Annotated in this window: 15 protein-coding genes and 1 tRNA gene; 12 read left to right on the top strand and 4 right to left on the bottom strand. The window is 55.3% G+C overall.

Annotated features, from left to right (window positions below; translation table 11 throughout):
* The first annotated feature begins 13 nt into the window (after nt 1-13).
* The gene (serS, locus tag OZX71_RS06580) at nt 14-1,300 is read left to right on the top strand and encodes a serine--tRNA ligase (protein ID WP_277159766.1); all 1,287 of its coding nucleotides are present in this window, start codon (nt 14-16) and stop codon (nt 1,298-1,300) included.
* Nucleotides 1,301-1,497: 197 nt separating this feature from the next.
* Nucleotides 1,498-1,582 (top strand) — tRNA-Ser (locus tag OZX71_RS06575).
* Nucleotides 1,583-1,817: 235 nt separating this feature from the next.
* Here the strand turns inward: OZX71_RS06575 and OZX71_RS06570 are convergent.
* Entirely contained in the window at nt 1,818-3,059 is a 1,242-nt protein-coding gene (locus OZX71_RS06570) for a choice-of-anchor L domain-containing protein (RefSeq protein WP_277159765.1), read from the bottom strand.
* Nucleotides 3,060-3,447: 388 nt separating this feature from the next.
* Between OZX71_RS06570 and OZX71_RS06565 the strand changes: the two genes are divergently transcribed.
* The 6 genes from OZX71_RS06565 to OZX71_RS06540 all read left to right on the top strand — a co-directional run bounded on the left by OZX71_RS06565 (nt 3,448) and on the right by OZX71_RS06540 (nt 13,860).
* Nucleotides 3,448-6,654, top strand: coding sequence for a BspA family leucine-rich repeat surface protein (locus OZX71_RS06565; protein ID WP_277159764.1), 3,207 nt, complete (start codon nt 3,448-3,450; stop codon nt 6,652-6,654).
* 142 nt (nt 6,655-6,796) lie between these two features.
* Entirely contained in the window at nt 6,797-8,536 is a 1,740-nt protein-coding gene (locus OZX71_RS06560) for an isopeptide-forming domain-containing fimbrial protein (protein ID WP_277146341.1), read from the top strand.
* Nucleotides 8,537-8,641: 105 nt separating this feature from the next.
* Nucleotides 8,642-9,922 (top strand): SpaA isopeptide-forming pilin-related protein, encoded by a 1,281-nt coding sequence (locus OZX71_RS06555; RefSeq protein ID WP_277146342.1) that lies wholly within the window; start codon nt 8,642-8,644, stop codon nt 9,920-9,922.
* A gap of 3 nt (nt 9,923-9,925) precedes the next feature.
* Nucleotides 9,926-11,965, top strand: a complete 2,040-nt coding sequence (locus OZX71_RS06550; protein ID WP_277159763.1) for an isopeptide-forming domain-containing fimbrial protein — start codon at nt 9,926-9,928, stop codon at nt 11,963-11,965.
* 194 nt (nt 11,966-12,159) lie between these two features.
* Nucleotides 12,160-13,203, top strand: a complete 1,044-nt coding sequence (locus tag OZX71_RS06545) for a class C sortase (protein ID WP_277159762.1) — start codon at nt 12,160-12,162, stop codon at nt 13,201-13,203.
* Between the two features lie 504 nt (nt 13,204-13,707).
* Nucleotides 13,708-13,860 (top strand): hypothetical protein, encoded by a 153-nt coding sequence (locus OZX71_RS06540; RefSeq protein ID WP_277146345.1) that lies wholly within the window; start codon nt 13,708-13,710, stop codon nt 13,858-13,860.
* 88 nt (nt 13,861-13,948) lie between these two features.
* On the opposite strand, the gene OZX71_RS06535 is transcribed toward OZX71_RS06540, so the two are convergent.
* Entirely contained in the window at nt 13,949-15,394 is a 1,446-nt protein-coding gene (locus OZX71_RS06535) for a hypothetical protein (RefSeq protein ID WP_277159761.1), read from the bottom strand.
* Nucleotides 15,395-15,658: 264 nt separating this feature from the next.
* Nucleotides 15,659-15,844 (bottom strand): hypothetical protein, encoded by a 186-nt coding sequence (locus OZX71_RS06530; protein WP_277159760.1) that lies wholly within the window; start codon nt 15,842-15,844, stop codon nt 15,659-15,661.
* A gap of 610 nt (nt 15,845-16,454) precedes the next feature.
* On the opposite strand from OZX71_RS06530, the gene OZX71_RS06525 reads away from it, so the two are divergent.
* The 4 genes from OZX71_RS06525 to OZX71_RS06510 all read left to right on the top strand — a co-directional run bounded on the left by OZX71_RS06525 (nt 16,455) and on the right by OZX71_RS06510 (nt 22,965).
* On the top strand, nt 16,455-18,161 hold the full coding sequence (locus OZX71_RS06525; RefSeq protein WP_277159759.1) for a SpaH/EbpB family LPXTG-anchored major pilin: 1,707 nt from the start codon (nt 16,455-16,457) through the stop codon (nt 18,159-18,161).
* 200 nt (nt 18,162-18,361) lie between these two features.
* Entirely contained in the window at nt 18,362-20,101 is a 1,740-nt protein-coding gene (locus OZX71_RS06520; RefSeq protein WP_277159758.1) for a SpaA isopeptide-forming pilin-related protein, read from the top strand.
* Between the two features lie 61 nt (nt 20,102-20,162).
* Nucleotides 20,163-21,314 carry a class C sortase gene (locus OZX71_RS06515; RefSeq protein WP_277159757.1) on the top strand — a complete coding sequence of 384 codons (1,152 nt, stop codon included), beginning with the start codon at nt 20,163-20,165 and terminating at the stop codon, nt 21,312-21,314.
* Nucleotides 21,315-21,807: 493 nt separating this feature from the next.
* The gene (locus OZX71_RS06510) at nt 21,808-22,965 is read left to right on the top strand and encodes an ATP-binding protein (RefSeq protein ID WP_277159756.1); all 1,158 of its coding nucleotides are present in this window, start codon (nt 21,808-21,810) and stop codon (nt 22,963-22,965) included.
* Between the two features lie 408 nt (nt 22,966-23,373).
* Here OZX71_RS06510 and OZX71_RS06505 read toward each other — a convergent pair whose 3' ends face one another.
* Nucleotides 23,374-24,801, bottom strand: a complete 1,428-nt coding sequence (locus tag OZX71_RS06505) for an ATP-binding protein (RefSeq protein ID WP_277160679.1) — start codon at nt 24,799-24,801, stop codon at nt 23,374-23,376.
* Nucleotides 24,802-25,032 lie beyond the last annotated feature (231 nt).

The raw sequence follows: 25,032 nt of genomic DNA, 5'->3' as shown, positions 1-25,032 counted from the left end.
TAGGCTTGAGGATATGCTAGATATCCAATTTATCCGTGAACATCCCGACGTCGTGCGCGATTCCCAGCGCAAGCGCGGAGAATCCGTCGAACTCGTCGACGAGGTTTTGAAGCAGGACGAAACCCGCCGTGCCGCCCTGAAATCCTATGAGGAGGCGCGTGCCAGCCAGAAGGCCATGGGCAAGAAGGTCGCCGCCGCCGCTCCTGACGAGAAGGCCACGCTGATCGCGCAGACCAAGGATCTGGCGGGCAAGGTCGCCGAATACAAGAAGACCTCCGACGACGCTTCCGCGGCCTACACCAAGGCCATGTGGCAGTTCTCCAACATCGTCGAGCCCGAAGCGCCCGAAGGCGGCGAGGACGATTACGTGGTGGTCAAGAAGGTCGGCACGCCGCGCGACTTCAAGGCCGAGGGCTTCGAGCCCAAGGACCACCTGACGTTGGGCGTCGGTGTGGCCGGCATCGACATGCGTCGTGGCGTCAAGGTCTCCGGATCGCGCTTCTACTTCCTGCGCGGCGCTGTGGCCCGCATGCAGATCGCGATGCTCACCATGGCCGTCGACCAGGCTGAGGAGAACGGCTTCACGCTCGCCATCACCCCGACGCTGGTGCGTCCCGAGGTCATGGCCGGAACCGGCTTCCTGAATTCGCACGCAGACGAGATCTACCGTCTGCGCGAACCTGATGACCAGTACCTCGTGGGCACTTCGGAAGTGGCGCTCGCGGGCATGCACGAAAACGAGATCCTCGACCTGTCCAACGGGCCGCTGAAGTACACCGGCTGGTCCAGCTGCTACCGGCGCGAGGCCGGTGCCGCGGGCAAGGACACGTCCGGCATCATCCGCGTCCACCAGTTCGACAAGGTGGAGATGTTCGTCTATTGCAAGCAGGAGGACTCCCGCGCCATGCACAAGCAGCTGCTGGGCATGGAGGAGCAGATGCTGGCCAAGGTCGAGGTGCCCTACCGCACTATCGACACCGCCGCCGGCGACCTCGGCTCCTCCGCCGCACGCAAGTTCGACAACGAGGCTTGGGTGCCCACGCAGGGCCGCTACCGCGAGCTCACGTCCACCTCGAACTGCACCGAGTACCAGGCCCGTCGCCTCAACATCCGCGAGCGTTGCGAGGACGGCTCCACCAGCCCGGTCTCCACGTTGAACGGTACACTGGCCACCACGCGCTGGCTCGTAGCCATCCTCGAGAACCATCAGCAGAAGGACGGCTCCATCGAGATTCCGAAGGCCATGCGCCCCTACATGGGCGGCCGCGAGGTCATCGAGCCCACCAAGTGGGAGGCGTGAGCGCCGTAGCTGTAACGTTGAAAGCGTCGCGGTCCTGCCCAATGTGGATGCATGGCAGAAGCCGCGGCGCTTTTGTTTTGGCATCTTGGCATTTTGGCAGTTTATAAAGCAGCGGTTACGTCGGCGTGTGAGTGTCTGCGGGCGGCTGTTATAATTTCATACGTTGCGTTTGCGGTGCGAGCCGTTAACCGCAACATGGACAGGTGTCTGAGCGGTCGAAAGAGACGGTCTTGAAAACCGTTGAGGAGCAATCCTCCGCGAGTTCGAATCTCGCCCTGTCCGCATTACAAAAGTGGGTTCCGGATACGTTTAGCATCCGGAACCCACTTGTTTTTTGGAGTCCTGATTGGCTACCGAGCTAGCCGGTACGCCGTGGCGATTGCCCATTTTGGCGTGTTGCTGTTAAGAGACAGGCCAAAAATGTGTAGCTGGCGGTACCGGCCTTCGGCTCGAGCCGTAGACTTGCCGCAACTTCAGCCGTAGACTTGCCGCAACTCGAGCCGAAGGGGGAAGGCGCTCAACTGTTGCGGCGCTTGCCTAACAGCATTCCGCAAGCGGCCGTCAGCAGAAGAGACATCAGACCAACCACGGGAAGTACCGTCGCTCCTGTTTCCGCAAGTGTAGGCTTGGGCTGGGTGCTCGCGGGGGTTGTAACGGCCGAATAGACATAGGTCACTTCCTGCGTTTGATTGACAAAGGTCCCATGCTCATTGCCCTGCACGCGCTGGAACGTGTATCCGTTGAAGCTCTTTTTCTCGCTTGTATATGGGTCGCCGATATTGCCGGTAAGAGCCACGTCGTCTGACAGATGCTTGCCTGTGGTGTCTACATAATGAACGTTCACGGTACCCAGGGATTTCATGCTGTTCTTCTGAATCGCGACAAATGAATTGAGCACTTGGTCTCCTGCATCGGCAATCACGATTTTGATGTGGTTTGTTTGGCCCTTGGTGACCGGGGCGTTTACCGGCATCACCTTGGTAAGCCCGCCGAAACCGGTTCCTGGAAGGGAATTTATTGTGTAATCGGAATTATCGACGAAATATTCGCTGTTCTTGTCGGCGTTGACGTTATTGATGCTTACGGGGTCATTCGATCCGGGAATCAGCGCAACGTTCTTGCCGTTGACCAGGAAAGCGAAGGTGTCGTTATAGTCGCTTCCTACAAATTTCGGATATTCCTCTGATCCGAATACATAGTTGAACGACAGCGTGGAGCCTTTGGGCACGAAATCGAATTCCAATGAAATCGCGTCATGGGTCTTTGGGCCGCCAAGTATGGCATCCAAGTCGGGGTCGCCGTCAGCATTGAGCGACGACTCCATATTGTCGGTCAGGTTGCCGGTGGAGAAGAGGATGCCGTTGTCGATTCCCAACGTTGTCTGTCCATGAGCAAAGGTTCCGGCCGCTTCGGGGGAGCCGGTCAGCTTTACATTTGAAACCGAGAGGGAATCGTCGGCAAGCAAAACCTTCAGCAACGCATTGGCGTCTGCCTTTGTCACGCTTACGTCAGAATCGGTGTCGTCTTGGGCATTGGCGTGCTGGGGTGCTTGCCGCGTTAGCGAATGCTGTGACGGATCCGCGGCGACTTGTGCGTTTGCCGTGGATGCCGTTGCCGATGGGGAGGCTGGCGTAGCCGGTTCAAGGGCCTGGGCTCCGGTCGGGGCAAGCATGAACGTGGCCAGGATGGCCGCTGTCGCGCTTGTTATGCCTTGTAAAGTCCGTTTTCCGAAGCGGCCTTTGTGTTGTTTTGCTGCCATTGCCAATCTTCCTCTCTGAAATGCCGTTGATTTCCTAAGTAGTGATAAACATTACTTTCGGTAACAAGTATAGACAGTACCTGGTATTTTGTGGAGTCAAGGCCGAAGCGCTCAACCGGCTTGATCCTGGGTCGCTTTTCTTGTTTCCGACGGTTTCTAGGTCGTCCTTTTTTACTGGATGAAATTTTTATTTGGTGGTTGAAATTCACCGTTGAATAGACGCACTTCACATGGCATTTTCGACCGCTTAGCAGTAACTCCACTTTTATCTAGCCAAATTGCGTAATACTTATATATAGATGGCGTAGCTATGTCCGTTGGGTCCCACGACAATTCAACGGCTGTGGCGAGGTCACAAGGCAAGTGAAGGAAGGAAGACGCAGAGGTAATGGGAAAGCGGCAAAGAACACTCGTCGGCGCGGTTGTTGCGTTGGCGTTCTTTGTTTGCCCGATTATCGTGTCGGCCAATGGCGAGGAAACCGTTCAAAATTCGAGTATCTCGAATATTTCCGAAACCAATCAGTCAACCCAGCTTGACGGCACCGGTACGAAAATTGGGCAAGGTTCAGCGCTTGAGGGGCAGAAAAGCCCTGTCGGCGCGACTTCCCAGCAATCTGCGCAACCTGGCATTTCACAATTGCCGTCTTCCGACAAACCGAGTTCGCAAGCGACTGATACTTCTTCTGCTTCCACAGTGTCAGCGCAGGGCGACGGGGCGAGTTGCGGAGATTCCGGCAATTGGGGCGGTTCGTCCGGTCAGGCTTACTGGTCTTCTTCACGCAATGGGGCCGATTGCGTAGTTACGATTGGCCCGGGTTCGATCGATGGTTCCGCTGGTGCTCCTTGGTCGATAAACAATCCATTGCATAATGAGGTCTCCGCCATCCATTTCGCAAACACCACAGGCGTTGTCCGTCTCAGCGGCAACATTGCCGGAATGTTTTCCTCAATGACGAAGTTGAAGGAAGTCCGGATCAGCAATCAAGCCAATTTTGACGTGCGCAACGCCGGTGGTGATTTCTCGCAGTTGTTCGCCGATTGCCCGAATCTTCAAAACATCGATCTTGCGGTGTGGAAATCGGCCCATCCTCAAAAAATGACGATGATGTTCCATGGCGACACCTCGCTGACCAATCTTGACCTTTCCGGCTGGAACACGTCGGAGGCCACGGACATGTCTGCCATGTTCCAAGGCGATGGCGCCCTGCAAACCGTCAATGTCGCCGGTTGGGACGTCTCCCAGGTCGCCGATATGTCCGATATGTTCAACGGCGACAGTGCCCTGACTTCAATAGCCGGCATGGACGCTTGGCACGCCGCGAAGCTCGTCGGCATGGCCCGTATGTTCTGCGGCGACGGTGCGCTGACGCACCTGAATCTTTCGGGCTTCAACACCTCGCTTGTCAAAGACATGTCGAAGCTCTTCTACCTTTGCAGGAACCTCAAGACCATCGACGGCTTGGCCAATTGGGACACCGGCCAGGTGGAGCTGATGCCGTCCATGTTCTCCATGGTCGAGCAGGTGCCCAACCTCCCGCTTCCGGGCAACCCCGCTTACGCGCAGCAGGTAGGCCCCTCGAATCTTTCGGGTATCGCCCATTGGAACGTAAGCAAGGTCCGCGGCTTCAGCCGGATGTTCATGGGCCTGAACTCGGTCTCTTCTCTCGATCTTTCCGCGTGGAAGACGTCTTCGGCGGTTTCCATGCAGGCGATGTTCGCCGGTTGCTCCACGCTCAACGAGGTCAAGGGCCTCGGCGGCACCAAATGGAACACGGTCCACGTCAATGATATGTCATACATGTTCTATCTCGATGAGGCCCTCACGCACTTGGGCGATCTTTCGCGTTGGAGCACCGGCAACGTGCAGAACATGGAAGGCATGTTCCGTTACGACGAAGCCCTTTCGGACGTTCGCGGCATGAGCAAGTGGAAGACGGAGCGGGTCACCTCCATGGCCGCCATGTTCCAGCGCAACCGCGCCCGCACCGACCTCAAGGACGTTTCGATGTGGAAGACGCCTCACGTCACGCTGATGTGGGATATGTTCGGCGGCGACAGCAACCTCAAGTCCCTCGACGTCTCCGGTTGGGATACGTCCAAGGTCACCAGCATGACCTATATGTTCCAGGGCACGGGCATCACCTCGCTCGATCTTTCCAGCTGGGACACCACCCACGTACAGGCCACCAAGGATGCCGCCGCCTGCTCCAACGGCACGGTGAAGGCCGACGCCGGCACCTGCCGTGTGCTGCCCGAATACCTCAACGAACTTTCCGTCGGCCCCAAGACGAAGCTGACGCCCGAGTTCTTCAGCGGCGAGCCCATGAACACCAAGGGCTACACCGGCCGCTGGGCTCGTGATGACGACAGCTGGGCCAGCGACGAGGGCAGCGACGCCAACGAGCAGCTTGCCGAGCGTTGCCCCGGAACAGGCACTGCCGGTCAGAAGCCCCAAACCTACCTTTGGCAGCAGACCGCGCAGATCAGCTTCGACGCCAACCTTCCGCTTAGCGATTCCAAACTTTCCGGCGGATTGCCGAGTGCGATCCAAGTGACGGGCGCCGAGGTCTCGAAGAAACCGCAGACGGTTCCGCAATCCTCGATGGCGACGCAAGGCTATAGCTTCACAGGTTGGAACACCGTCTGGAATGGCGGCAACGACCAGAACGGCAAGCCAGGCAAGGCCTATAAGGCCGGCGACAAGATCACGCTCGATCGCGGTGAAGTGGTCACGTTGTATGCACAATGGAAGTCCACCGGCGGCGCGGCAGGTTCCGAGCAGCCCGTTGACAACGAGCAGTACACCGTGCGCTATATGGCCAACGAGCCTGAAGGTCTCAAGGCCGGCGGCACCATGAACGACGACGTGTTCACCGCGAATGCGGCGGCTATGAGCGCCTACAAACGTGCGCTCGCCGATAACGCGTACACGGTTGCGGGCTATACGTTCCGCGGTTGGAGCCGTGTGCCGTCTTCAAACACTGCCTGGGCTCCGGGCGTCGAGCTCAACATGAAGCCCGGCATCAACATCATGTATGCCCAGTGGGTCAAGCAGGGGGCTGAGGTTTCCGGCAACGGCGAAGGCGCGGTTGCGGGCGCTGGCAACTCCAACGGCATCAACGTCATTATGCAGCCTGCCACCATATTGGCCGGCGCTCCTCAGTTCGGCGCGTCACCTACGGCGGTCGCCGGTCAGACGGTGCCTCTGGCTGCCGGCACAGGCAATACCGCCAACGGCAACGCGCTTGCAGGCGGTACGCTGCAAGACCATCGTGATTCCCTCGAGAAGACGCCTCAGGAAGACCAGCACAGCGTGCCTAAGTGCGTGGAACGGTCTACCGGAAGGGTCCGCAACAGTGCCAACGGCATCAGCTACGTGACGGGAGTCTCCACGTTGCCTTACTGCGAAGGCGAAGACGAAAGCCAGGGGGCAACCCAGTCGAACACGGCGATCACCAAGACATCGACGCTTCCGGCCTGGTCGTGGCTGGTCGTGCTGGTCGTGGCCGCAATAGCGATGGGCGCTATCGCGTTGCGTCAGCGCTTTGCTTCCCGTGCGGTGGCGACATCGCAGCACAGGAAGGGAGGCAAGTGATGAACGGACGTTCGCGTTGGTACGTCTCTGCCGACGGCAGTGTGGTACGGCCGTCCATCCGCGGCCCCGGCTAGTCGGGAGATGTGCAAAACGGATTTTGTAATTTGCAATGTTTGAAAATGTAAAAAGAAAAGGAATGACAATGAAACAAGGAAGAGTAACGAAGCTTATGGCTTCCCTCGTCGCTTGCGTGGCCGGCGTGGCCATGATGGGCTTCGGCGTCACCAGTGCCTCGGCAGCGGATCCCGATCCTGACGAAAAAGTGGATCTGACTATTACCGGTGATGCAACGACATTGGATGGTCATAAGTTCAATGCGGTGAAGCTTGCCGACTATATCAATCAGACCACGGATTCAGTCGGTATTCAGACTGTTGCTGATATGAAAGCTGCGATTAAGGCTGCTGCTGTAGCTAGCGGTACCTCACTCACTGATAATCAAGATGCCATGGCTACTTTGGTCGCCAAGTGGGGGCCTGACACCACCGACGAAACCGCTTCTCCGTATGCCGGCGTACGTCGTAATTTCGTCAACGAGCTGGTAAAGCAGAGTGACATTAAGACCGCTATCGCTGGGGCGACCACTCCCAACACCGCGACCTTTACTGCTGGTGGAGCAAGCTTCAGCATTCCCAATGGCATTTATCTCATTGAAGATGTCACTGGAGGCAAGGTTGAGGTTTCTATCCCGATTTTGGTTAGCACTAAGGGCTATATCGATCAGAGTGTTGGTACCGGCGAGATTGAGGCCAAGATTGAGCCCATCACGATCACGAAGAAGCGTGAGCATCCGACCTATGACGTTGGTGATTATGTCAAATACACCATTAAGAGCCAGGTTCCGGTGTACACGAATCTTACGAGCATGACGCTGGATGTCATCGATAACCTTGGTAAGGGACTTTCTTACGATCTTGCCTATGGCACCAAGCCGGTCGTTAAGATCGGTGGCACGACACTTACTGCCGCTGATTATGATTTGACCGTGGGAAAGGCCAATACCACTGGTGGTTGGGATACGGTTACCGGCAATGACAAGGTAGCCGGAGCTCAGATTACCTTCGGCCTCGGCAAGTATATCAAGAAGAAGATTGATTCTGATCCCAAGGACTACAGCTTGGCTGGTAAGGATATCGTCATCACCTTCTACGCGATGGTCAACAAGGACGCGCTGACGCTTGGTAACCCCGACGGGAATAGCGGCGTCGATGGGAACGGCATCATCAACAAGGCCAAGATTCAGTACACCAACGATGACCACATCGTTACCACCAACGCTCCGAACGTTTACATCTACACCGGAAGCTTCAGCGTTGAGAAGTACTCTGAGACCAACAAGGCTGAGAAGCTGACTGGTGCTAAGTTCAATATCTTCCGTGGGAAAGATGCTACCGGAAATACTCTGAAGTTCGTCGATGAAGGCGCTGACGCCAATGGTGTGCATCAGTATCGTACTGCTGAACCGGGCGAAACCACCACTGATCTTTTGGAGGCTCCGTTCAAAGTCAACGGTCTGAGTGATGACACCTATGCTATCAAGGAGAAGGAGGCTCCTAGCGGTTACAAGCTCCTTGATTTCCACTTCAATGCCATAATCACGCACACTACCCGCTCCAACGATCCGGATGGTGTAGGTCAGCCGACCAGTGACGTGGAGTACTCGTTCGGTGAGGACGACCAGTTCGGCCTCGCTGAGCAGGTCGGCAGCACGGCTGTATACAAGGTCTACAACATCCAGTCCTTCACGCAGCTGCCTGCTGCAGGTGCCGTCGGCATCCTGATGCGCGTGGCTCTGGGCGTGGTGTTGCTTGGCGTGGCCGGAGTGCTCTATATGAGCATGCGAAAGGGCAAGAACGCCCGCAAGGTTGTTCGCCGTCACTAAATGATGGTGTGTCGCTTGTGGGTTGTCTCGTTGGCCGGTTGGCCGGCAGAGCAGCCCACACGCGATGCATGCTGAGCAACATCCAGTAACAAGAAAGAACAAACAATGAGAATGAACGGATTGGCTAAGGCGTTGACCTCGCTGGCCGCATGTGTGGCCATGCTGGCCATGGGTGCTACCAGCGCGTCCGCGCTCGAGACGAGTCCATCTGCCGGAGTCGTCGACGCCAATCCGTTCATCTCCTCTTCCGATGTCGCTTCCGCCACGGGCCGTGTCGCCCCCGCCGCGGACACCACAGGCATCAAAACCACGCAAATCGTGGAAAACAACACGAACACCTACGACGTGGGCAGTCCGATCGTATTCACCGTCGGCAGCAAGGTACCGATCTACACCTTCGCCACCGACTTCACCCTCAAGGTCAACACCACACTCAGCAAGGGCCTGACCTACGACCCCGCCAAGGCGCACCCCACCGTCACCATCGGCGGCCAGGAGCTCAATAAGGCCTCGTCCGGCACCGGCTACCAGCTGACTGCCGACACGAGTTCGTCGGCCACGAAGCTCACCTTTGATTTTTCCTCATACGTCAACAGCAAGATAACCAACCTCGACTATTCATTGGGTACCGAGCCCATCAAGATCACGTACACGGCCTACCTCAACGCAAAGGCCTTCACCGGCAACGACGCCGATGCCACCACCAGCAAATCCGAGACCGAATACAACGACACCACGGGAGTCACCTGCAAAGACGTCAAACTCGAAGGCCCGACCGTCAAGCTTTACACCGGCGGCTTCACCGTCGACAAGATCTCGAAGACGACCGGTAAGGCGTTGCCCGGTGCCAAGTTCCAGATTCGTCGCAAGGATGCGGCGGATCCTCTGAAATTCGTGCGTTCCGGCGGCGAGGGGACTGCCAGCGCCGACTATATTCTTCCTGAAGCGTTCACCACGGCAACCACCACTGATACGTTGGTCGTGCCGCAGTCCGGCCAGATCGAGGTAGAAGGGCTGGCCGATGGCGTCTACACCGTCAAGGAGACCCACGCCCCGAACGGCTACATGCTGCCTACGGGCTTCTCCTTCAACGTCACACTCACTCACAACTTCGACGCCAGCAATGCGCTGACCGGCGTTTCCTACTCGCAGACCGGCGACCTGTACGGCCTGGTCAAGCAGAAGGAGAGCACCAACGGGTTCACCGTCTCCAACGTGCAGTCCTTCAAGGAACTGCCGGCCTCAGGCGCAGCGGGCATCCTGATGCGCGTGGTGATCGGCTTGGTGCTCCTCGCCATAGCGGCAATAGGCTACGCCCTCATGCACCGCAACAAGAAGCATTCGAAGCCCGGCAGATTCAAGGACACCGGATACGGGAGGCGATGACCCATGCGCAAACAGCATTTTCGAGTCGGCGCCTTAAGCGCACGGCACGCATTGAGTGCCGATGGTCACAGTTCGGACTTATACGAGTCACAGGAAAAGCAAGGACAGGCGATTTTGTCGGGGACAGGACACATGAAAAAGAAGCAATGGAAACGCGCTCTCGGCGCCCTAGTCTCATGCCTGGTGGCCGCCGCCACCCTCATGTCCGGCGCCGTCAGCGCCAACGCCAGCCAACCCGACGCCGAACAGACACCAACCCACGGACCACAACCATACGTCACACTCAAAATAAAAAGCTTCCATGAGTTTCCAGACCACAATGGTGGTGAAATTTATGGAACAAAGCTCGCCGATTATACAAATCAGGAGCGTGACAAGAATACGCTGGATGCAACTACTGTTTCCAAGATTCATGGCGGTAATTATACCTATAAGGATCTCTGCGACGCCTCCGGCTACGGGGACGCCTGCTCCGCGGACGACCCGATGCGCTGGCTCGTCGACAAATGGTCGGCGGAAGGGGACGCGGACGAGACGACTGGGACCTATACGGGTCACGTCCGTGATTTTGTGGACAATTTAAAACCATCTTCTTCGGGTGGATTTAATTATTCAGGCAGTTTCGATTGGAAGATTTGGAATTATGGTGATGGGTATAAGCATGTTGGTGGTTGCCGCAATGTGCAAGTAACGCGCAATGAAGCCAATGATCCGATTTATAGCATTGACATTACCAACGGGATTTATCTGATTGAAATTGGTGGCCAAAGGTCCATCGTCAGTACGGTCGGCGGTTATCTTGACACATCTCGTCCCGATTATCTGGGATCAAAGGAAATCATACGGAAAGGCGGGAGTGATTCGCAGATCACCAAGACGGTTAAGAACAAAACGTACAACGTCGGTGATTCGGCCGAATACACGATCAACGTCGCTTTGCCCAAGAATCTTACGGATCCTGGAGTTTACTATCTTAAAGTCGTCGATAAATTCTCTGCAGGGCTTTCGTATGTGAAGGATAAATTCGATCCAACTGTCACACTTGATGGTGTGAATATTCCGAGAGCGACAAATGCGAATCCTGTGGGTTATAAATTGTATGTTTATGACAAGACTTGTAATAGAGAATGGGATAATTGCCAAATAGTTTATTTTAATTATAAAAATCTTGTCGATTCGTCTGATGAAGTTCCAGAAGCTCGGATATATTTTGACTTATGGCCATATATACACAGCAAATTCGGTAACGGAACACCCGGTAAAGATGATATTATAGGAAAATCCCTCAAGATTGTCTATCATGCTGTCGTCAACAGCAACGCAGGTAAGGGAGATCCTGTCGATAACAACGCAAAAATGTGGTACGACGTTGATACATGCGGTTGTGGGAAGCCGACGGAAATTTCGGGTATGCATTACTACCTTCTCGCGAGTCGAGTCCGCATCTATAGTGGCGGTTTTTCTCTGCAACAGGGTTCTGAGTGGAAGGATGGGATTATGGAAGGCGCGACGTTTAACGTGTTCCATAAGGAGGATCAGGACCATCCGATTCGATTCAACGAAGTCTCCAAAGGCAGCGCTACTGAGCCTTCGCAATATTGTGCGGCTTCGGCCTCTGCGACGAATTCGACCGACAAGATCACCATCGGCCCGTCGGGCAAGGCGAATGTCACCGGGCTGGCGGACGGCACCTATATCGTCAAGCAGCTCACTGCAGCACATGGGTGGACTGTGGTGCCCGACTTCGCGTTCGAAATCACTATTCAGCACGACGATAACGGCGATGGCACGGAGAAGCTCACACAGTCGATCGGGAGCAACCCGTATGGTATGGCCAGCCTCGGCGGTGGAGCCGGAGGCAACAACGGCCGTGTGGTGAATGTGCGGTATATCCAGTCGTTGAGGGATGTGCCGGCGACGAGCCCGGTGGGTATGGGTGCGCGCGCGCTGCTGGGCGTGATGACGGTGCTGTGCGGCGCGGGCATCCTCGTGGGCGCGCGGAAGCTGAAGCGCAGGAGCGATATGAGCGGCCTTAACGTATGATGAAGTATGCCTGTTGTGGTGTGGCGACGGTCTGCGGTGTGCGGCCGTCGCCGCATCGGCAATAGGGGAATCTGCTGGGGACGCTGCGCGATGAAGAAGAAACAGGACGAACCGCCTGAGGAGCGGTATGCGGGTTCGGTGTCCTATGTTGTCGCCACATCGGCAATAGGGGAATCTGTTAGGGACGTTGCGCGATGAAGAAGAAACAGGACGAGCCGCCTGAGGGGCGGTATGCCGGGCCGGTGTCCTTTAGCGCCGTCATCGCCGATGATGAAGGACTGGATCAGGGTGCCCGTGGCAACGATCTGGCAACCTTGCTAAAGAAGCTGGTCCTCGTCCTACTGCTCGTTGGCGGGCTGGTGTCGATCGGCTATCCATTCGTGCTGCAAGGGGTCAACGCGTTCAGGCAGGCTTCGGAATCTCAGGACCTTGAGTGGCGGCTGGACCACGAGACCAGCGCCGAGGAGCTGCAGGACCTGGCCGCCGCCGACCAATACAATCAGGAACTCGCCAAGTCCGGCCAGTCAGTGATGGGTGACGTCGCCGATCCGTTCAGCAACGATGCCGACGGCAGCAACGCCGACGGCAGCGGCGGTGATGATGATAATGCCGACGACAACACCGTGGAGGCGAAAGACAAACGCTACCAAAGTCTGCTGAACGAAGGCGGTGGCGTGATGGGCATGGTGGTCGTGCCGAAGATCGCCGTCGACCTGTCGATCTACCACGGCACGTCCTCGGGCACGATGGACATCGGCGCCGGGCACATGTACGGTACCTCGTTGCCGGTGGGCGGCCCGTCGACGCACACGGTGCTCGTCTCGCACAACGGGCTGACCAACGCCCTGATGTTCACGCGTCTCGACGAGATGAGGAAGGGCGACGCGTTCTTCATCCACGTGCCCGGCCGCAGGATGGGCTACCGTATCGACCGGATCGTCGTGATCAAGCCGACCGACACCAGCAAGCTGCGGGTCGAGCCGGGAGCCGACCGCGCCACGCTGATGACCTGCTACCCCTACGGCGTCAACGACCACCGCCTCCTGATCCAAGGCCACCGCGACCCCTCGCTCGACAAGCAGTACCCGAGCGATTTCGGCCGTCAAGTCATGGCCGCGATTATGGCCGCGGTGACCGCCCTGTCCGTTCTGGTCATCGGTGTCTCCCTCCTAATCATCCTCAAGTACCGCCACCCCAACGAGCCCCCAGCAGGCCACGCCCAAACGCAGGATAAGTAGACTAGCAACCCACCCAGTGCCAAGATGCCCATACACGGGCGCGCCGATAGGCGTACCCGCAAGCTATGGCTGTCAGCCCAAAGAGATATACCGCATCGATGCGTTGAGCTGCCGCTTGGAAGAAAACTCGTGCGGGCCGCCAGCCTAAGCCGGCGACCCGCACAAATCAATTACGAAATAAGGACGATGATAACCAAACGCCCTACGGCGAAAATCAACGGGTTAAAAGATTTAAAGACCCAGACCTTAGACCCGCAGTGGACGATTCCGCCGATACAACGAACATACCACAAACCCTCAAGGAATTGCAAGCACATCAAGGAACCTTGAATTTTCATGGATTTGCCCGTTTTAATTTGCAAATCCGTTTTGAATGTGAGACGTTGGTAATGCCGCACGCACATTGAAGGCAATTCCGATTGGACGTCGGGGGGCGGATAAACGTGCGGGCGACCGACCGGGACCATAAGGCCGGCTGAAATTACGAAATATTGGAGGCCAGAAATGGTTTCTCATAACGATAACAATCCCGGAAACTCCGGGCTCTGCCGGCTCGCGGCGGTTGTATTGCTTGCGATGGTGGCCAGGGTGGATCCCCTCTGGGAGGCTGCGATACTTGCGGGCTGCCTGCTGTTGGTGGTCTGGAAGTTGGAGTAGCGCCGGTACCGAGCCGCCCCTGACGGGGTAGCAAGGCGGGTCCGGCGGTGGAGCGATTTACCGCCGGATTGCACCTATATGATTACCCTTACTGCTTGTCGCGCTTCTTCTTTTCTGCGACGAGGTAGATGCCGAGCGCCAGCGCCACGATGGCGACTACCGTGACCACGGTGATGGTCGCGCCGGTCGTGACCAACGAATCATGCGGCTGGGCGGCCGGCTGCTGCGCCACAACGACCGGTTTCGGCTTCACCAGCGTCGGCTTCTTGTGGTCCGGCGTCTTCGGATTGTCGAACGGCTGTGGCTCGGGATCAGGCGTCGGGTCCTTCGGCGTCGGCTTTTGCGGTGTCGTCGGCTTCGGGCGCTCCGGTTCCTGTGGCGTCTTCGGCGTGGTCACCGGGTCTTGCGCCTGGACGTTCGGGCTCGGGTCGAGGCTGAACGTTTCAGGCGTGAACGGCAGTTTGCGGCCTACCGTGCCGCTATACGCGTTGCATCCGTTGTCGGCGAAACAGGGGAAATGCGTGGTTTCGAAGCCGACGGAGACATCGTTGACGTATTCAAGTTCGAGATTGTTCCACGTCACCGTGCCGGTCGTGGGGTTGTAGGAGCCGGAGCTCGGCTGGATGCTGCCGGGCGTCGGCGCGAGGAAGGAGCCGTCGGTGGTCTTGGGCACGTTGATGGTAACGGTGCTGGTCGATTCCGCCAAGCCGGTAGGACGCTGATTGGTGATGGTGAATTGCGTCAGCGGCAGATGTTTGATCGGCTGCAGGTCGGTGACGCCGTTGCCCTCCACAGACGCGGGAAGCTCCGGGTCGTTCTGCAGGTACAGGTACGTGAGGTTCGTCAGGTTTTTCAAGGTCGAGATGTCGGAGACGTTGTTGTCAATCATGCTCAGGCGCATCAGTTGCGTGAGCCCGTGCAGAGGGGTGATGTCTTTGATGGCGTTGTGGTCGAGCGACAGGTAGATGAGGCTGGAAAGTTGCGAGAGATTCGGAAGGGGCTTGCTGCTGCTGTCGATACCGTCGCCGTTAAGGCTCAGGTTGACCAGATTGCTCAGCCCTGCCACGGGCGTGAAGCTCGCGACATTCGGGCTGTTGTTGATGGTGAGGTCGATCAGGTTGGTCATCCCGGCGATGGGGGAGATGTCGGTGAGCTGGCTGCTTGGAATGTGGAGGATCCTGAGGTTGGTCAGCAGGTCAATACCTTCAAGGCTTGCGAGGTTATTGCTGTCCGGGTTGATGGAAATCTGCTTGACGTGCGAGGCGACGGTGGTGTCGAACTTGCTTGCGGTGGTGAGTGGATGCCCGCTGGTGCTCCCGGCCGCAGCCACAGTAGCAGCGAGCACCGGGTCGGGGAAGCATTGCGCGATGGAGCTGCTGCCGGTGGCGCAGCCTCCACTCCGGGTGATGGGCTGCGCGGCCGAAGCCGTTGGGGTGACGCATTGTGCGGTGATGAGGATGGCGCCCAACAGCGCGGCAAAGAAAATCGCGACGCTACGAACCAGCGTTCTACGTATCTTTGCCATATTCGTCATTGCCTAATCCTCGTTCTTTGTATTACAGCAAGCCCAGTTATACCGTCACAATTATAAGTCATACAATATAAGAATGAGCGAGCAAAAGCGCCAAGGTGCCAAAATCGCCGCTGACTGGTAGAAATCCGCCGTTAACCGGTAAAAATCGTCACGTTTTTGCTGCGGGTGACGTTGTATATATAAGGAGTGAGTTCAGTTTCTGCGTGTGTCTTTGTGTGAATTGGCGGGCAGACAGCATTCGTGATACTTACCCGGCGATGGAATTCACTGAGACGCTTGTTGCCGGGCCAGCTTGGTGGCGGCGATACGGCAGTGTTCCCGCAGCTCGAGGGGGAGGCGCGCGTCGTCGAGCACCGTCCCCGAGCTTGCGGCCTGCCCGGTATCGGTGTCGCAGTCAAAAGCCAGCACCGGCCGCGTGCGGCACATCAGTAATCTACGTTCCATCGCCATTCACACTATTCTAGGCGCTTGGTTTGCGCAATTCCAGCATGGGCAGGAGATGACTGCCGGTTTGCACTGCTGGCGTTTGCGCCTTGTGTTTCGGACGACGGGCCAGGGTCGGCGTGCAAAAATGGTGACCGCGCCATCTAAAACGCACTTTTCGCGCGGTGCCGTGTAAAAAGTGCGATTTAACATTGCTAGAACGCACTTTTCGCACGGTGCCGTGTAAAAAGTGCCTGGGGCTCAGCCCTGAACCATGCCCTAGCCCCTGACGATGACGTCGGCTTGGTATGGCAATGAACGATGGTGGCTGCGGTCTGGTCTGGGTCGTCGCCAAGTCGCGTCAAATCGTGTTGATGCGACTTGCTGCGTGCGTTTTGTCGGTTGACGCGCGGGTTATGAACAGCATTGTTCATTTAACGGCAGTAATTCGTGGGCCGAATGACGCAGGTTACCGGCGATTTTCGACCGCTTAGGGATTGAGGCACATTGAACTGGGCAATGAGCGTAATACTAGAAGTATAAACAGGACATTTATAGCTGGAACTATGCCACCAATGGCGAAAAGCTGTAGTCGCGCCAACGGGCCATGTCGTTGACGTGCAAGGAAGGATAGTGGATGAAGAGCGGAAAGCTGATGAAGCTACTGGCGATGGTGACTGCATGCGTGGCGAGCATGGCCACGATGGCAGCCGGTGCCGTGAGCGCTTCCGCTGACGACTCTAGGGATAACAGCCATGTCAACCTAACTATCAAGGGTAGTGAATACACGATCGCCGGGCATAAATTCACGGCGACGAAGCTTGCAGATTATGTTAACGTCGACGCCGTCGGTGGGACGTTTGGTGTTTCCACTATTCAAGACAATCCAGCTTTGGTGAAAGCCATCAATGAAGCCGGCGATGTTCCTGCGGGGTCTAAAAGCGATCCGATGGCATGGCTGGTTCAGCAATGGAACGGGGAACAGGAGCTGACGTCTCCGTATACTGGCAGTATACGTACGTTTGTCACCAAGCTTTCGAAGGAAAGTGAGGCTTTGGATGCAACGGCGCTCCAGCCGGTGGAGGGTGCCAAAGGCGATACTTCTGTTACCATGGATCTGGTTAATGGCATTTATCTTATTCGCGATATAACGGATGTGGTGGCGAATAATAGATTGTCCAGAGCCGTACCGATGTTGGTCTCCACTACGGTAAACAAGATTCCGAACAAGGGCAGCAGTGAAATCGATGTAAAAGCCTTAAACGTCAAAGTCACGAAGCATGCCGATAAGAATACGCATAAGATTGGCGACACGGTCCCGTTCACGATTGAAAGCCATGTTCCTTTATTTACTGCTACGAATGTATATAGTGCTGGTTTGGAGATTGATGATCAGCTTGATGATGGGTTTACGTATGATAATTCATCCACGCCTGTGGTAAAGATCGGTGATACTACGCTTATCAAAGACACGGATTATACGTTGAAAGTCTATACCAGGTATGGCCACAGTCCGGTTGCGGCTGATGCCAAGGTGGCTGGTGCGGAAATGTATTTCCTGTTGACGCCTTATGTCCAAGCTCAGATACAGCAGGGAAACTATGATATAGCGGGAAAAAGTATTACGATTACCTATGATGTGGTTCTCAACGAGAACGCAAAAGTTGACGCTGATGGCAATGTCAACGACGTTCAATTGGATTATAAACCCGGGTGCAATTGGACAACTGTACCGGGCAATAAAGTATATGTGTTTACCGGTTCCATCAAGCTGATCAAGAGGTCTCAAGGGACCGGGGAGATGTTGCCTGGCGCAAAGTTCCAGGTGTTTGAAGACCCGGACGCGACTACGCCGCTGAACTTCGTATACGAGGGGCAGGCAGATGACGGGAAGACCTACGACGTATACCGTACGGCTAAGGCCGGTGAGTCGGGCAGCAGCGACGTGTTGACAACATCAGCTCATCCCTTCTGGCTTAAGGGATTTGAGGATGGTACCTATACGTTCAAGGAGACTAAGGCACCTGATGGTTATCTGCTTCCTATGGGCTTGAGTTTCAAAGTTAAGGTGTCTCATACGGTCGATGATGCTGCTCCGTCGAAGGCCACGTACAAGTATGAGCTGACTCCTGACGCTAATAAGTTGACATCTATCGCGGACAACATGAATGAGCTGACGGTGGTGAATACCAATTCGGTGCTTAAGTTGCCTGCCACTGGTGCTGTCGGCATCATCATGCGGTTGGTGGCTGGCGCGCTGGTGATTGGTGCTGCGCTCGCCATATACTTCGGCGTGCGTCACCTGCAGCGTGTGCGCAAAGCCGCTAAAACGGCAAGCCGCTGATACAGCAGCTGCAATTCACTGTGGAATTGATGCATTTCACCTGCGAATTTCGACCGCTTGGGAAGAACGTCTTATGCAGCTAGGCAATGAGTGTAATACTGGAATAGTAAAGCGATAGCTATGCCTCGAATCGCGGAAGCGGCGGTGAAGGCTGTAGTGATACCTGAAAGTCTTGTGGGTGAGTGAAGGAAGGATTGTCGATGAAAAACGGAAAGCTGATGAAGCTGCTGGCGATGGTGACTGCATGTGTGGCGAGCGTGGCCACGATGGCCGCAGGCGCCGTCAGTGCCTCGGCAACGCCATCGTATTATCGTGATCCGCATAGAGTCGATTTGACGCTTAGTGGAGATAAGAAAAGCATCGCTAACCATACATATCAGTTAGTGAAACTTGCTGATTATATCAATGTCGATGGAGATAAAGGAACTTTTGGCGTATCTACGGTTGAGGGTGACGATGTAAAGACTGCTATCCTTAATGCTGCGAAAGCTGCTGATATTAACATTCCTGAAAAGAGTCAAAGCGATCCAATGGCCTGGCTCGTGTGGCACTGGGGTCAAGATTTCGACAACGGTAGTGAGCTGATTTCTCCCTATGAAGGTAATGTACGCAAGTTTGTTAAGAAACTTGCTCCAAAGGTCAATAATCTCGGTGAAGAGAAGGGGCCTGCTGGTGATGAAGCGACTTCGTTCAAGCTTAATGTTGTCAATGGAATCTATCTTATTTGTGATGTGACTAGCTTCCCATCACCTACAGAAATGGTTAGACCCGTACCGATGTTGGTGAGTACTTCGGTAAATTTGATTCCTGGAAAAGGAACAAGCGAAATTCATGTGAAAACTTCAGAGGATGTTCCGCATAAAGCAGTAGATAAAAAAACGCATAAGATTGGCGATAATGTTCAGTTCACTATTACCGATAAAGTCCCGCTTTATAATCTCCATGATAAGGAAGATAAGGGGAAATATGTATTGGAGCTTGTTGATCGATTCTCAGAAGGGTTTACATACGTTCCCGATACTTTTGGAGCGGTTGCAACCATCGATAATGTGCCTCTTACATTAGGAACAGATTATACGATAAGAGTTCAACATTATAACGGAGATGCAGTAGATTCTAATACTAGTGTTGCGGGAGCCATGGTTATTTTTGATTTCTCAAACTATATTACGAATAAAATAAATGCTGAAGATTACACTGCGATTGGTAAAGAAATCAAGGTTGTGTATTATGCGTTGCTTAATGAAAACGCGAAGACTGATAGTGATGGGAATGTTAACGGGGTTGACGTTTATTACGGACTATGCTCCGGAGAGACTCGGATACCCGGCAAGGATGTATATGTCTTTACCGGTTCCATCGAACTGACCAAGAAGTCTCAGGAGACCGGGGATGTGTTGCCTGGCGCAAAGTTCCAGGTGTTTGAAGATCCGGACTTGACCACGCCGTTGAACTTCGTGTACAAGGGAGTCCAGCTTGTTGACGGCAAGGTCTGCGACGTATATGCTATGGCTAAGGCCGGTGAGAAGGGCAGTAGCGACGTGTTGACGACTTCGGCGGATCCCCTCTGGATTAAGGGATTTGACGATGGTACCTATACGTTCAAGGAGACTAAGGCGCCTGATGGTTATCTGCTTACGCCGGGGTTCAACTTCAAGGTTGATGTGTCGCATACGGTCGATGATGCTGCTCCGTCGAAGGCCTCGTACAAGTATGTGCTGACTCCTGACGCTAATAAGTTGACATCCATTGCCGATAATACCAATGAGCTGACGGTGGTGAACACCAAGTCGGTGTTTAGTTTGCCTGCTACCGGTGCTGTCGGCATCATTATGCGGTTGGTGGCCGGTGCACTGGTGATTGGTGCTGCGCTCGCTCTGTTCTTCGGTATGCGTCACTTGCAGCGTGTGCGCAAAGACGCTTACTCGGCAGGCCGCTAGGCCTGCGCTGATTCGGTAGTAATCAGCAATAGCCGGTAGTTATTGGAGATATAGTAAGGCCATGCGTTCCAAAGCCAAGCAATCGAGAAAGTCCGTTCCGGAGCGTCTCGAAGGTGTTGGCCGGGAGCGCATGGCCTCTTCTTTTTCGCAGATTGTCGCGGCTCCGAGGCGGCCCAAGGGCGCGAAGTCGATTGATCTGATGATCGCAGGCATCAAGGCGGTGGCGGTGCTGATGCTGCTGGTCGGGGTGTGCATTTTCGGCTATCCGTTCGCCGCCCAGACGGTCAGCACCTACAAGCAGGCCGAATCTTCCAATGTCTTATCCGGGAAAATGGACGCGAATCCGGACGCGGCCAAGGCGCTCGCCGACGCCGACGAATACAACCGCGAGCTTGCCGCATCGGGGCAGCAGACGATCGGTATGCTTAATCCGTATACTGACGCAGAGAACTTCGGTCAAGGCGTGTCTAATAATAGAACGTCGGGCAGCGGAACGTCCCGTAATGGAACGTCTGATAACACCGCTTCGGACAACGGAGAGAGGCATAACGGAACGTCTAATAATGCTATGAATGACGCTGCGTCGGACAGCGGTGAGAGCGACGCCGCTGCGACGAACGACAAGCGCTATATGAGCCTGCTCAACGAGGGTGCCGGCATGATGGGCGTTGTCGTCATCCCCAAGATTTCCGTGGATCTGCCGATCTATCACGGCACCGCCCTGCCGATACTCCAAATCGCGGCGGGGCATCTGCACGGCACCTCCCTGCCCGTGGGCGGGGCTTCGACGCACGCCGTCATCGCCGCGCACAACGGCATGACCAAGGCGTTGATGTTCACGCGCCTGGACGAGATGAAAAAGCGGGACGTCTTCTACGTCAAGGTTCCCGGACGAAAGCTGGGGTACCGCGTCGACCGCATCAGCCTGATCAGGCCGGACGACGACAGCAAGCTCAAGGTCGAGCCTGGCGTCGACAGGGTGACGCTCATGACCTGCTTCCCCTACGGCATCAACGACCACCGCCTTCTGGTCTCCGGCGTCCGCGACCATGCGCTCGACAAGACCTACCCCAACGACTACGGCAGGCGCATGATGGCGGCGATCGCAGCCGTTCTCACCGCCCTCGCCCTAGCCGTCATCGGCATCGCCGCATCCATCGTCCGCCAGCACCGCCATCGCGTCGCACGCTCCCGTCACGCGGCTCGCCACTGATGAACAAGGAGGGGCGGAGCCATCCGTTCTTGTCTTTCAATTGAGCTGTTTGCCCAGTGCCTTGCGTTTAAAGATATCGTCTTGCTGACTACTTCGTCTCTTTTCATTGGCATTGCTGGGTTGGTATTGCTGGGTTTTGCACGAAATCAAGAGTTTCTGAGTATCCTAAAATACATGGAATCAAGGGTAAACGTTCTAGTGCAGGGTAAATAAAAATGAACGTAATTCCGGGATGTTTCCCCGGCGAGAAGTCAAGGCAAATAATCTCTACTTTAAGATTATGGTATTTTCTACTTATAAATTATGGTTTTCTTTACTTGCAGATTATGGTAATTGCTACTTAAAGATTATGGTAATCTCTACTTAGAGGTTATGGTATTTTCTACTTGCAGATTATGGTAAATCGGCCGTTCCGGCGAACGGCACCAAACCGTCGTGGCGAATGCCCACAAATCTACAGAGAGCAAACATAAACCCGGAAAGGAAGTCTGTTATGACGCCACGAAAGCTGGAACCGCTCTTGAAGAAAATGGCGACGTGGTTCCCGGTGGTCTCCGTCACCGGCCCGCGGCAAAGCGGAAAGTCGACGTTAGTCAAGGCCGCGTTCGGCGACTATGAGTACGTGAACCTTGAGGACCCCCAGCTGCGGCAGGAAGCGGCCAGCGACCCGGTGGGCTTCATCCGCAACCGGCCGAACCGCTTGGTCATCGACGAGGCCCAGTACGTCCCCGATCTGTTCTCGATGATCCAGGTGGTCTCCGACGAGCACGACGAGCCGGGCCAGTACGTCATATCCGGTTCGCAGAATTTCCTGATGCTGCGCAACATCAAGCAGTCCCTGGCCGGACGTGTCGGCATCACGAAGCTGCTTCCGTTCTCATTCCCGGAGGCCCTTAAGACGGATGTCTCGCCCGATGCGGACGAGTTTATGCTCCGCGGCGGTTACCCGCGCCCCTACGACAACGGCATGCCGCTTGGCTTGTTCTTTTCCAGCTATATCGACACCTACGTCGAGCGCGACGCCGCCGATTACCTCGGCGTGCGTGACCTCGACGTGTTCCGCAGGTTTCTGCGGCTCTGCGCCCTCAACGTCGGCAGCCTCGTTAACTACACGCATATGGCCAACGAGCTGGACGTTTCGCTGGCGACGGTGAAAGGCTGGCTTTCCATACTCGAGTCGAGTTACCTCGTCTTTTCGCTGATGCCGTACCATTACAACGCGCGCAAGCGGCTGGTCAAGACCCCGAAGCTGTATTTCTACGACACCGGGCTGCTGTGCTATCTGCTGCGCATCGGCTCCATGGACGACCTGCGGTTGAGCCCCATGCTGGGCAACGTGTTCGAGAACCTCGTGATCGCGGAGACGGCGAAACGGCATCTCAACGAAGGCAAGGAACCTGAGCTGTATTTCTATCGCGACGACAGCAAGGTGGAGGTCGACCTGCTCGATTGCACCGGTTCTGCAATCCCGGATCTGGTCGAGGTCAAGTCGGGGCAGACCTACCACGAACGTTTCGCCCGACACGTTCGCAGCGTCGCCGCCGACCTCGGCGTTCCGCAAGAGCGGCAATGGGTCGTTTCTCGCGTGGAGTCCAGCTATACGAGCAACGGCATCAACGTGTGCACGGCGAAGGACTGGCTGCTCAAGTAGGCGGCCTGAACCGAAAGAAGGACGGCTGATGATGCATAAGTCGGCGCTGATCTCGATTGTCAGTCCTGTTCGGTGAGCCATTTCGGCGCGTGAGGGATGCGAATGCCGTCGTCGATGACGCTTTGGGTCTCGGCGTTCGGTGGGATAGCGGGTGACGCGTGACATCTGCCGCACGTCTGTGCCTGTCCCGGCTTACCGGCCAAGGCGGTACGCGGTCTTGGGGCCGGCCTATCAGATGATGTGATAGGATAGCGCTGGAGTGCTGAAATATGGAAGAGAGCACTGTAATTGCAACGATTTATCTATCCTATCAAATGATACGATACGATAGATTGGTAATTAAGCCTGCCGAGTTTTGTGCTGCTAAAGACTAGGAGTCCCGGTTCTCGACGCCTCTGAGTTCCGCCGTCATCGGTAAAGGTCGTCGGTGGAGACGAACCGGATGCGGCTGTCTTCCGCGTATTGGCCTACGGACCGGCTGCTGATCCGTTTCTTGCTGAAGAGCATGAAGTCGGTTTTCCCGGCGGGGAATCCTTTGACCAGGCCGGCCCGTCCCTGCAGCTTGTCGATGGCTTCGGTGACGTCGAACGTGTTGCGCCACTTGCATTCACCGATGAGCAGACGCTTCTCCTGGGGGTTGGCGGCCACCACGTCGATGTCGGTCTGTTCGTGCTCTGCCGGGTTGTTGCCCCACCATTTGCCGAATTTCGTGGCGAGGAACGGCAGCGTGTCCGTGGTGTCGTTTCGGATGATCCATTGCAGGCAGATGTTCTCGAACTGCTGGCCGACGTAGGTGGAAAGCGCCTCGCCCGACGTCGCGCTTTCGACCAGTGCCCCGCCTCGTCCGCTTTCGATCGAGTCCATGTTGGTGCCCACGAAACGGAACCAGTAGGCGAAGAACGGGTCGTCGATGACGTACATCCCTTTGCGGGATTTCAGCGGATTCTCGCCGAACGGCAGCTTGCGTTTGATGATTCTGAGGCTGATAAGAGTATTGAGATAGCCTGATATGCTCGAGATGTCGACTCCGGCATGTTCGGCAATGAGTTTCGGTGTGGAATTGCCGTTGGCCACAGCCTGCATTACAGAAAAGTATATTGCCGGTTCTCGGGTCTCTTCCCTAAGAAGCATCATCGGTTCCTCATACAGCATTCCTGCTTTTTGGAACATGAGATTTGAGACATTTCGCTGAAATCCTTGTGAAGGTCGTATCTGGGCCAGATAATATGGTGTTCCTCCGAACGCCGCATAATACCGAATTCGTTCCTCGTTGGAGGCGTCCGGCAGGAATTTGGCGGCGTCATAATAGTCCATTGCTTCAAGCCTGATTTGTCCGGTTCGCCTGCCGTATAGCGGGCTTCTGCCTCCCAATACCTCGCTTTCCATGAAGCCTTGGTTGCTTCCGGAAAGAATCATCATCATGTTGTCTTCTTTAAAACCGTGATCAATGGCGATTTGCAGGATTGAGGGTAGTGAGGGATCGGCTTGGGCCGCATACGGAAATTCGTCAAACACGAACACGAAACGTCCTTTGCCGTTTGCTTGCTCGCTCTTGACTTTTTCGACCAAAAAACGAAAAGCGGTCGACCAGTCGGGGAAGGGTACCGGCAAAGGTTCTCCGATGAAAGAGAAAAAATCTCTGGAAAAAACTTCGAGATTCAGCTTCGTGCTTTTTGGGGAGGCCGTGAAATAAAGTGTCTTTTTGTCCTTGGTGAACTCGTCGATGAGCGAAGTCTTGCCGACACGGCGACGTCCGTAAACCACCATCATCTCGAATTTGCTACTCTCATACATGTTTTCCAGAGCGTTCAATTCAGATTCACGGCCGATGAACATTATTGTGTCTCTCTTCTTGTACGTCAACTGCTGAGATTGATGTAACAACTATAACAAAGTATTATTATTGAAGCAATATATCTAACTTAATTATAGTCAAGTTAGGTATACTTAACTTGATTATATATAAGTTAAGTATAAGTAGAATTCTGATGGTGATGTGGCGGACGGATAACACGAAGGTCGGCAGATACTGATCCAGAACGGCTATTGTCCGTCGATTCCTGTTTT

It is taken from the genome of Bifidobacterium sp. ESL0764 (genome assembly GCF_029395515.1).
Lineage (GTDB): Bacteria > Actinomycetota > Actinomycetes > Actinomycetales > Bifidobacteriaceae > Bifidobacterium.
The sequence above is the reverse complement of the archived record's forward strand: the minus strand, read 5'-3'. Positions and strand labels throughout refer to the sequence as shown.

Excerpts from the sequence above, each read along its gene's own strand:
- serS (WP_277159766.1), top strand. The coding sequence starts at position 14 with ATGCTAGATATCCAATTTATCCGTGAACATCCCGACGTCGTGCGCGAT.
- OZX71_RS06570 (WP_277159765.1), bottom strand. The coding sequence starts at position 3,059 with ATGGCAGCAAAACAACACAAAGGCCGCTTCGGAAAACGGACTTTACAA.
- OZX71_RS06565 (WP_277159764.1), top strand. The coding sequence starts at position 3,448 with ATGGGAAAGCGGCAAAGAACACTCGTCGGCGCGGTTGTTGCGTTGGCG.
- OZX71_RS06560 (WP_277146341.1), top strand. The coding sequence starts at position 6,797 with ATGAAACAAGGAAGAGTAACGAAGCTTATGGCTTCCCTCGTCGCTTGC.
- OZX71_RS06555 (WP_277146342.1), top strand. The coding sequence starts at position 8,642 with ATGAGAATGAACGGATTGGCTAAGGCGTTGACCTCGCTGGCCGCATGT.
- OZX71_RS06550 (WP_277159763.1), top strand. The coding sequence starts at position 9,926 with ATGCGCAAACAGCATTTTCGAGTCGGCGCCTTAAGCGCACGGCACGCA.
- OZX71_RS06545 (WP_277159762.1), top strand. The coding sequence starts at position 12,160 with ATGAAGAAGAAACAGGACGAGCCGCCTGAGGGGCGGTATGCCGGGCCG.
- OZX71_RS06540 (WP_277146345.1), top strand. The coding sequence starts at position 13,708 with ATGGTTTCTCATAACGATAACAATCCCGGAAACTCCGGGCTCTGCCGG.
- OZX71_RS06535 (WP_277159761.1), bottom strand. The coding sequence starts at position 15,394 with ATGACGAATATGGCAAAGATACGTAGAACGCTGGTTCGTAGCGTCGCG.
- OZX71_RS06530 (WP_277159760.1), bottom strand. The coding sequence starts at position 15,844 with ATGGCGATGGAACGTAGATTACTGATGTGCCGCACGCGGCCGGTGCTG.
- OZX71_RS06525 (WP_277159759.1), top strand. The coding sequence starts at position 16,455 with ATGAAGAGCGGAAAGCTGATGAAGCTACTGGCGATGGTGACTGCATGC.
- OZX71_RS06520 (WP_277159758.1), top strand. The coding sequence starts at position 18,362 with ATGAAAAACGGAAAGCTGATGAAGCTGCTGGCGATGGTGACTGCATGT.
- OZX71_RS06515 (WP_277159757.1), top strand. The coding sequence starts at position 20,163 with ATGCGTTCCAAAGCCAAGCAATCGAGAAAGTCCGTTCCGGAGCGTCTC.
- OZX71_RS06510 (WP_277159756.1), top strand. The coding sequence starts at position 21,808 with ATGACGCCACGAAAGCTGGAACCGCTCTTGAAGAAAATGGCGACGTGG.
- OZX71_RS06505 (WP_277160679.1), bottom strand. The coding sequence starts at position 24,801 with ATGTTCATCGGCCGTGAATCTGAATTGAACGCTCTGGAAAACATGTAT.